This window comes from Paracoccus broussonetiae, from assembly GCF_031854425.1.
Lineage (GTDB): Bacteria > Pseudomonadota > Alphaproteobacteria > Rhodobacterales > Rhodobacteraceae > Paracoccus > Paracoccus broussonetiae.
This window is the reverse complement of the sequence record NZ_JAVRQI010000023.1, coordinates 42,268-49,846: the sequence shown is the minus strand read 5'-3', so window position 1 is coordinate 49,846 and position 7,579 is coordinate 42,268. Positions and strand designations below refer to the sequence as shown.

Sequence of the window (7,579 nt, the reverse complement as noted above, 5' to 3'; positions counted from 1 at the left end):
CCGTCCCGAAAGGGGCGGCCTTTTTCATGCCCGGGCTTTGAAGGCAGCATACGGGACGTATGGGATATGGACGCGCGGCAAACCGGGCAAACCATGGCGCAGGTAACCCAACGGGCGAAACCACCTCGCCACTGGCATTCGCCACGCCCAAGCACTCACCGAACTTGCCAGTTTGGCCATTTCTTGATCGATGTGGCAGACCAGATGGACGGTCGGGGAAAGAGCCTTAGATCCCCAACTTCAGCGGTAGATTGCCCGGCAGACGCGGCATAGTCGAAAGCTGGTCCGGGATGTCTTGCCGCAGCGCGACAACCGGAAGCGCAGGATGTGGGCGACCCTTCGGCTTGGAATCATTGGTCGGTTTCGGCAAAATTTGCTATGCTATTCACCTGCAAATACTGGGTGGCAAAGATGCGTGTAAGTCTCGCCCTGTTTCTCGCGACGGCCACGATCATGCTCGTCTCCGGCTGCGACGAAGCCCCATCATCGCCTCAGTCAAACACTAATGTGGATAAGCAGCCCCCTCCGCGGCTCGCTGCTCCAACTGACCGGGAAGGCGGAAACTCAGAGGGCCGCTCTGGCTCGGGCGGCTCGGGTTCGGGCCATGGCGGCGGGGGCGGTAACAGCGGCGGCGGTAACAGCGGCGGTGGGAACGACGGCGGCGGCGATGACGGCGGCGGTGCCGATGGTGGCGACGACGGGGGTGGAGGCTGGAACGGCTGATGTCCGTTGGAATGGCCATGCGGCGCCTGCTGCTGTCAGCATTCCTGTCACTGGGCGTGGCAGGTCTTGCCTCGGCCGAAGGTGCAAAAATCGCGCTGGTGGTCGGAAATGCCGATTACCGCCACATCCCTTCGCTAGACAATACGCTGCGCGATGCACACGGGATCGCCGATATGCTCCGCGGCTTCGGCTTTACCGTGCAAGAGGGCTATGACCTTGACCGGCCCGGCTTTGAATCCTTTCTGCGCTTGGCGGTGCTGAATATTCCCGAAGGCTCGTCGGTCATGTTTTTCTATGCCGGCCATGGCATCCAGATTGGTCGCCGCAACTATCTGCTGCCTACCGATGTCGCTTTCAAAAGTGTCTATGACCTGCCGGTCGAATCTATCACCCTGGACCGCGTGATCGAGTTGCTGTCGGCACGCGGCGCCAGTCATGTGGCGATGATCGACGCTTGCCGGGAAAACCCCTTCCCGAACTTGCGTCTGGCTGCCAACCTGGACGCGGCATTGTTCGAGACCGGGACCGGCTTTGAGGTGTTTGCCACCCCGATCAATTCGCTGGTCGCCTTCTCCACCTCGCCGGGACAGGTCGCCTATGATGGCGAAAAGGGCGGCAATGGCCCTTATGCGCAGGCGATTCTGACGGCGGCCTCCGACCATGCTGGCGACAATATCCTGAACCTGCTGGCCGATGTGCGCCAGCGCGTCTACCAATCGACCAAAGGACGACAGGTTCCCTGGGAGAGTTCGACCCTGGTCCAGCCCTTCTTTCTGGCTGATGCCACCCCGCTGTCCCCGCCCGCGGTGGCCGACACCCTGCGCGAAACGGCGCCAGCGACGGAAACGACCGGGAAGATATCACTGGTTTTTGCCCGCGAATTGCGACTGGACGAGCAGTTGACCGAGATGAACGGCGGCCCCCTGACCGATCCGGTGCTGATTGAGCAGCCGCAACAGGGGCAACTTGAGCTGGCTGCGGGTATCGCGGTCTATCGCCCGCATCTGGTTGAAACCCGCATGACGGGCGATAGCGGCCATATGCTGCGCGATCGCTTCAGCATCCGCCCGGACCGCGATAGCCCGCGCATCCTGACCGTCGAGATGGAGTTGACGCCTGATCCCTGTGATGTCGAGGCCGGTGATGCGCTGGATCTGCAGGGCGTGGGCCTCTATCGGTTGCCGAACGAGATCGACGGCGAGGCAGCGCTGGTTGCCTGCCAGCAGGCGGTCCGGCAGAACCCCGGCGTGGCGCGCTTTGTCTATCAGTTGGGTCGCGCACAGCAGGCAAACGGGGACCTGCAAGGTGCCTATGCCAGCTTCAGCGCCGCAGCCGAGGCGGGGCATATTCGCGCCGACACCGCGGCCGCGTATCTTCTGCTGACCTCCCGCATCGACCGCAAGGTGATCTCCATCCCTTTCGACGAGGCCAAGGCGAACGCATTGCTGGAAAATGCCATCGCCCGAGGCGACCCTTTCGCCATGCACAGCCGTGGCCTGCGCCTGTTGCGAAACGGTCCTGACGAAGCCGACCGCCAGCGCGGCTTCGAACTTCTGGAACGCGCCGCAGAGCTTGGCCACACCTATTCGATGAATGAACTCGGCACCTTTTTTCTCGACCCCGACAATCCGCATTACCGGCCGGAACGCGGGTTGACCTATCTGCGCGCTTCGGCCGCGCGCAAGGATATCTACGGATACAACAACCTTGGGCTGGTGGCGCTGCGCGGCCATGACAAGGTCAAGCCGGATTTTACCACCGCGCGCGATTGGTTCGAACGCGCGGCTGAGGGCGGGCATCCCTTTGCTCCCGCCAATCTGGGTCGGATGATCATGCGCGGGCAATTGGGCAAGCCCGATCCAAAGGCCGCGATGCGCTGGTATGACATGGGCCTTTCGCGCGGTGATGGCTGGGCGGGCGTCAATGCGTCCAGCATCATCCTGAAAGGCGAGGCAAGCCCGCTTGGTCCGGCCGACGCAGCCTTGCGCGCGGCCAAGGCGCTGCACCTGCCTGCCCGCGATGCGGCGGAACAGGCCGGGCAGATGCTGGACAGGATCCGAGACGCCGATCTGAACCGCGCGACGCAGATGCTGCTGAACGAAATGGGCGAGCCGGTCGTGGTCGACGGTGCGGCAGGCCCGGCGACGCTGGCGGCGCTGGACCGATTGGGGCAGAGGTCTGGACTTGCTGTCAGCAGGCCCGATGAGGGGCCGCGTCAATGGCTGACACTGGCGGCGCGGGTGTGGCTGGCGCGCAACCCGCCGCGAGTTGATCTGTTCTGAAGCCAGCCTGGTCTATCTTCGATCCAAGGCTTGCGGCTGTGCCCGCTGCCCGCTGGCAGCACCGCGCCGCGCCGCGCTGGTTCGGAATGGAAAGGGCCACACCAATCAGCACTTCGTCGCCTCGTCGCAGCAATTTGCGTGCGACAGGTGTCCCGCTTCTGCAAAAGGCACACTGTCAATCGGCGCGCAAAACTGACCCCTTATCGGCGTCCAATATTGCCCCCTTGATGCGGTTTGCGCCGGAGCCTCAGTCGACCGAACCGCCCCGGTCATGCGCGGTTACTGAAGCGCCAGGACTCGTTGCCGGTCTCGATGATCTCGCAATGATGGGTCAGCCGATCAAGCAATGCCGCGGTCATCTTTGCATCGCCGAAGACAACCGGCCATTTCCCGAAGGCGAGGTTTGTGGTGACGATAACCGAGTTGCGCTCATAGTGGCGGCAGATGAGGTGGAACAGCAGTTGACCGCCTGACTGGGCGAAGGGCAGATAGCCCAGCTCGTCCAGGATGACGAAGTCGAGGCGTGTCAGGTAATCGGCCATGCGGCCCTGCTTGCCGCTATGCGTCCCGGTCTCCGGGCGGTTCACAAGGTCGTCTGCCGATGTCGTTCGGGGGGCAGGTGGGTGGCTTCCACTGCCTCCGCGACTGTTTCAAGGATGTCGGTATGGCTTTGCGCTTAGGTGGACACCGCCATTCCGGTGGCATCCGGCCGCGCGGCTCTGCTCAGCCACAGAGCATGGCCGGCGTCCCGCCGTGGATGCATGTCGGCAACGCCGGTCCTGAGATCAGTGAAACGAGCGCAGAACCGGGCGACAGGCGCATTCTGAAACGGATAGTCTGCAGAGAGCATAGCTTACTTGAGGCGGGCGTGCCGTAACGCTGCTCCTCCTGAGATTTCCATGAGGCTATTGGGGAGCCCCTACGGTGACCACGCAAGACGGTCTGGCGCGACTTTTCTACGGGGTGGGCCTTGCGCTCATGATCGGTTGGATTCTGGTCATCGGTCGAACAATCTTTCTCCCGATCTTCATGAGCATCATCGTCGCCTATGTGGTCCTCGGTCTCGCAGAACTGATAGGACGGGTGCCTGGGTTCGAAGGTATTCCAGCCTCGCTGCGCTACGCCTTTGCCATAGTGGTCAGTCTCGGCCTGATGGCGCTCATCGTCTGGCTGATCGTCCAGAATGCCACGCAGGTATCGACGCTCGTTCCCGTCTACCAGGATCAGTTGCTCGCCCTCGTTCAGCGCGGTGCGGTCGCCGTCGGTCTGGACGACGAGCCGAGTTGGCAGAGCCTGCGGCGAGACTTGGTGGGGCATATGAACCTGCACCGGGTGGTTCTCGGTTCGGTGGTTTCGGTGGCGTCAATCATCGGTACCTTCGCGGTGATCCTGATCTATGCGGCCTTTATCCTCTCGGAACAGAAATCCTTCTCGAACAAGATTGCCCGCCTTTCCGACCAGCCCGCCAAGGTGACGCAGATCCGAGAGTTGATCCGCGACGTCAACAGGCGGATCGGGACTTACCTGGTCATCAAGTCGCTCATCAACATCGCCCTCGGGGTGGCGAGCTATGTGATCATGCTGGTCCATGGCATCGAGTTTGCCGGCTTCTGGGCGATCCTGATCGGGTTACTCAACTACATCCCTTATTTCGGCGGAATTGTCGGTGTAGCCCTGCCCTGTTTTCTCGTCCTGCTCGAGCACGGGGAAATCTGGCCGGTCATCGCTTTCATCCTCATCATGTCCATACCGCAGGTCGCGCTTGGCAATTTCATTGAGCCTCGGCTCATGGGGAATTCGCTGAATGTCAGCCCGTTCGTGATCCTGGTAAGCCTCGCTGTCTGGACTTCGCTCTGGGGTATTGTCGGGGCCATCCTCGCGGTGCCGATCATGGCGATACTGGTGATCATCCTGAGCGAGATCGATGCGACCCGGCCAATTGCCGTCCTGTTGTCCAAGGATGGCAGCCTGAACTGACGATTTGTTCCGACCGGTCCTCCTCCGCCTCGCCAGAAATCGAATGATCCGGCGGCGGCGGCTTTTTCAACATAGTTTTTCTAATACATCACGCCAGAATATTCTCCTTTGCGACAAGTGTCCGGCGGGGCGTAGCAGATGGAGAACGAATTTCCGCAAGGGAGGCCCGGCATGACATCGACAATGGTGCTTGAAGGAATCTACACGCCGCTGATTACCCCGTTCCGCGCCGATGGATCTTTCGACCTCGACGGGTTGTCCGATCTGATCGAGCGGCTCATCGACGCCGGTGTACACGGGCTGATCTCGGGTGGTTCCACTGGTGAGAACTATGCCGAAACTGTCGAGGAACGCCTGGAACTGGCCCGGTTCATCACCGAACGCACGAATGGCCGACTGCCGGTAATCGTCGGGACGGGAGCGATGCGCACGCCCGATTCCATCGCGCTTGCCGAGGGCGCGCGCGAAATGGGCGCGGATGCGATCCTGCTCGGCACCCCGCCCTATTCGGTCCCTACCGAACAGGAGAACGCCCTGAACGCGCTGGCGATCGACCGCGCTGCGGGCCTGCCGATCATCCTTTACAATTATCCGGGCCGGATGGGCGTGGAGATGGGGCGCACCTTTCTTGACCGCGTCGGTCGGTCCAGAAACGTGATCGGCATCAAGGAAAGCTCGGGCGATATCAACCGGGTACACCTGCTGGCGCGCGACTATCCCCATATCCAGATGTCCTGCGGCATGGACGATCAGGCTTTGGAATTCTTTGCCTGGGGCGCGCGCAGCTGGATCTGTGCCGGATCGAACTTCCTGCCCGAGGAACACATCGCGCTCTACGAGGCCTGCGTCGTCCGGGGTGATTTCAGCAAGGGCCGCCGGATCATGTCGGCAATGCTCCCCCTGATGCGCGTGCTTGAGCAGGGCGGCAAGTTCATCCAGTGCGTCAAGCACGGGGTCGAGGTCTCGGGCCTGCGCGCAGGCCCGATGCGCCCACCGCTGAAGGGGCTGAACAAGGATGAGAAACGCGCGCTCGAACAGGTGATCGACACGCTGAAGACCACCGTCAAGGCAATCACGGAGGGAAACTGAGATGGCCGATCTTTTGACGAACGAGGAATACAAGGCCATCGCTGCGTCGTTGGACTTCCCGCGGAATGCCTTCATTGATGGCGGCTTCCGCCCCGCGATCTCGGGTGCAACCTTCGTCAGCTCGAACCCGGCGACCGGCGAGCGGCTGGCAGAGATCGCCGCCTGTGATGCCAGGGACGTGGACCTTGCCGTCGCCAAGGCACGCGAGGCCTTTGACGACGGGCGCTGGTCTCGCCTGCATCCGGCGGAACGCAAGGAAGTTCTGCTTCGCCTCGCCAAGCTGATGGAGCGCGATGCACGCGAGTTGGCGGTGATGGAAAGCCTGGATGCTGGCAAGACCATCTATGATTGCGAGACCGTGGACATACCCGAGACGATCCATGTGATCCGCTGGCATGCCGAGCTGATCGACAAGATCTATGATCAGGTTGCCCCCGCCTCGGATAATCACATCGCGATGATCCTGCGCGAGGCCATGGGCGTGGTCGGTCTGGTCCTGCCGTGGAACTTCCCGCTTCTGATGCTGGCCTGGAAAATCGGCCCGGCGCTGGCGGCGGGCTGCTCGGTGGTGGTGAAACCCGCCGCCGAGACCACTCTGACGGCGCTGCGGGTGGCCGAACTGGCCTGCGAGGCCGGATTGCCGCGCGGGGTGCTGAACATCGTCACCGGATCGGGCAGTGACGTGGGCGAACCGCTGGGCCGTCATCCTGATGTGGACATGGTCAGCTTTACCGGCTCGACCGCGACGGGCCGTCGCTTCCTGCATTACTCGGCGGACAGCAACCTGAAGGAGGTGGTGCTGGAATTGGGCGGCAAGAACCCCTGCATCGTGCTGGACGATGCCGAGGATCTGGACGCGGTGGCCGCCCATGTCGTCAATGGTGCCTTCTGGAACATGGGCCAGAACTGCTCGGCCGGATCGCGGCTGATCGTGCACAGGGACATTCAGGACGCATTGATGGCGCGCATCCAGGCCCATGCCCGCGAATGGATCGTGGGCGATCCCCTGGACCCCGAGGTCCGGGTGGGCGCGCTGGTCAGCCCCGCACATTTCGGCAAGGTCAGCGCCTATCTGGAAGCCGCGCGGTCCGAAAACATCCTGATGGGTGGCAACGTCATCCGCGAGGGTTTCATCGAACCGACCGTCGTGCAGACGACCCGCAGCTCAAAGCTTGCGGTCGAGGAGATCTTTGGCCCGATCCTGACCCTGATCCCGGTCTCAAGCTTCGAGGAGGCGATCGCGGTCGCCAATGACACCGACTATGGACTGGCGGCCTCGATCTTCACTGCCAACGGGAAACGCGCCCTGCGCGGTGCACGAATGCTGCGGGCGGGAACGGTGACGGTCAACAGCTTCGGCGAGGGCGACATCTCGACCCCCTTCGGTGGTTACAAGCAGTCCGGCTTCGGCGGGCGCGACAATGGCATCCACGCCCATGACCAGTATACCCAGCTCAAGACCATCTGGCTGGACCTGACCGATCACTCGGATACGGTGATCGACTGAC

General features: G+C 62.3%; 4 protein-coding genes and 1 pseudogene. 4 read left to right on the top strand and 1 reads right to left on the bottom strand.

Annotation, left to right across the window (positions count from 1 at the left end; all coding sequences use genetic code 11):
- Positions 1 to 722 precede the first annotated feature (722 nt).
- Positions 723 to 3,005: a caspase family protein gene (locus tag RM190_RS21640; protein ID WP_311761557.1), complete on the top strand. Its 2,283-nt coding sequence runs from the start codon at positions 723 to 725 to the stop codon at positions 3,003 to 3,005.
- 269 nt (positions 3,006 to 3,274) lie between these two features.
- Here the strand turns inward: RM190_RS21640 and RM190_RS21635 are convergent.
- Positions 3,275 to 3,598: pseudogene (locus tag RM190_RS21635) on the bottom strand (ATP-binding protein); the annotation flags it as partial.
- A gap of 331 nt (positions 3,599 to 3,929) precedes the next feature.
- Here RM190_RS21635 and RM190_RS21630 point away from each other — a divergent pair.
- From RM190_RS21630 to RM190_RS21620, 3 genes are all read left to right on the top strand, one after another.
- Positions 3,930 to 4,982: an AI-2E family transporter gene (locus RM190_RS21630; protein WP_311761556.1), complete on the top strand. Its 1,053-nt coding sequence runs from the start codon at positions 3,930 to 3,932 to the stop codon at positions 4,980 to 4,982.
- A gap of 183 nt (positions 4,983 to 5,165) precedes the next feature.
- Entirely contained in the window at positions 5,166 to 6,071 is a 906-nt protein-coding gene (locus RM190_RS21625; protein ID WP_311761559.1) for a dihydrodipicolinate synthase family protein, read from the top strand.
- A 1-nt stretch (position 6,072) separates the two neighbouring features.
- Positions 6,073 to 7,578, top strand: coding sequence for an aldehyde dehydrogenase (locus tag RM190_RS21620; protein WP_311761555.1), 1,506 nt, complete (start codon positions 6,073 to 6,075; stop codon positions 7,576 to 7,578).
- The last annotated feature ends 1 nt before the right edge of the window (position 7,579 follow it).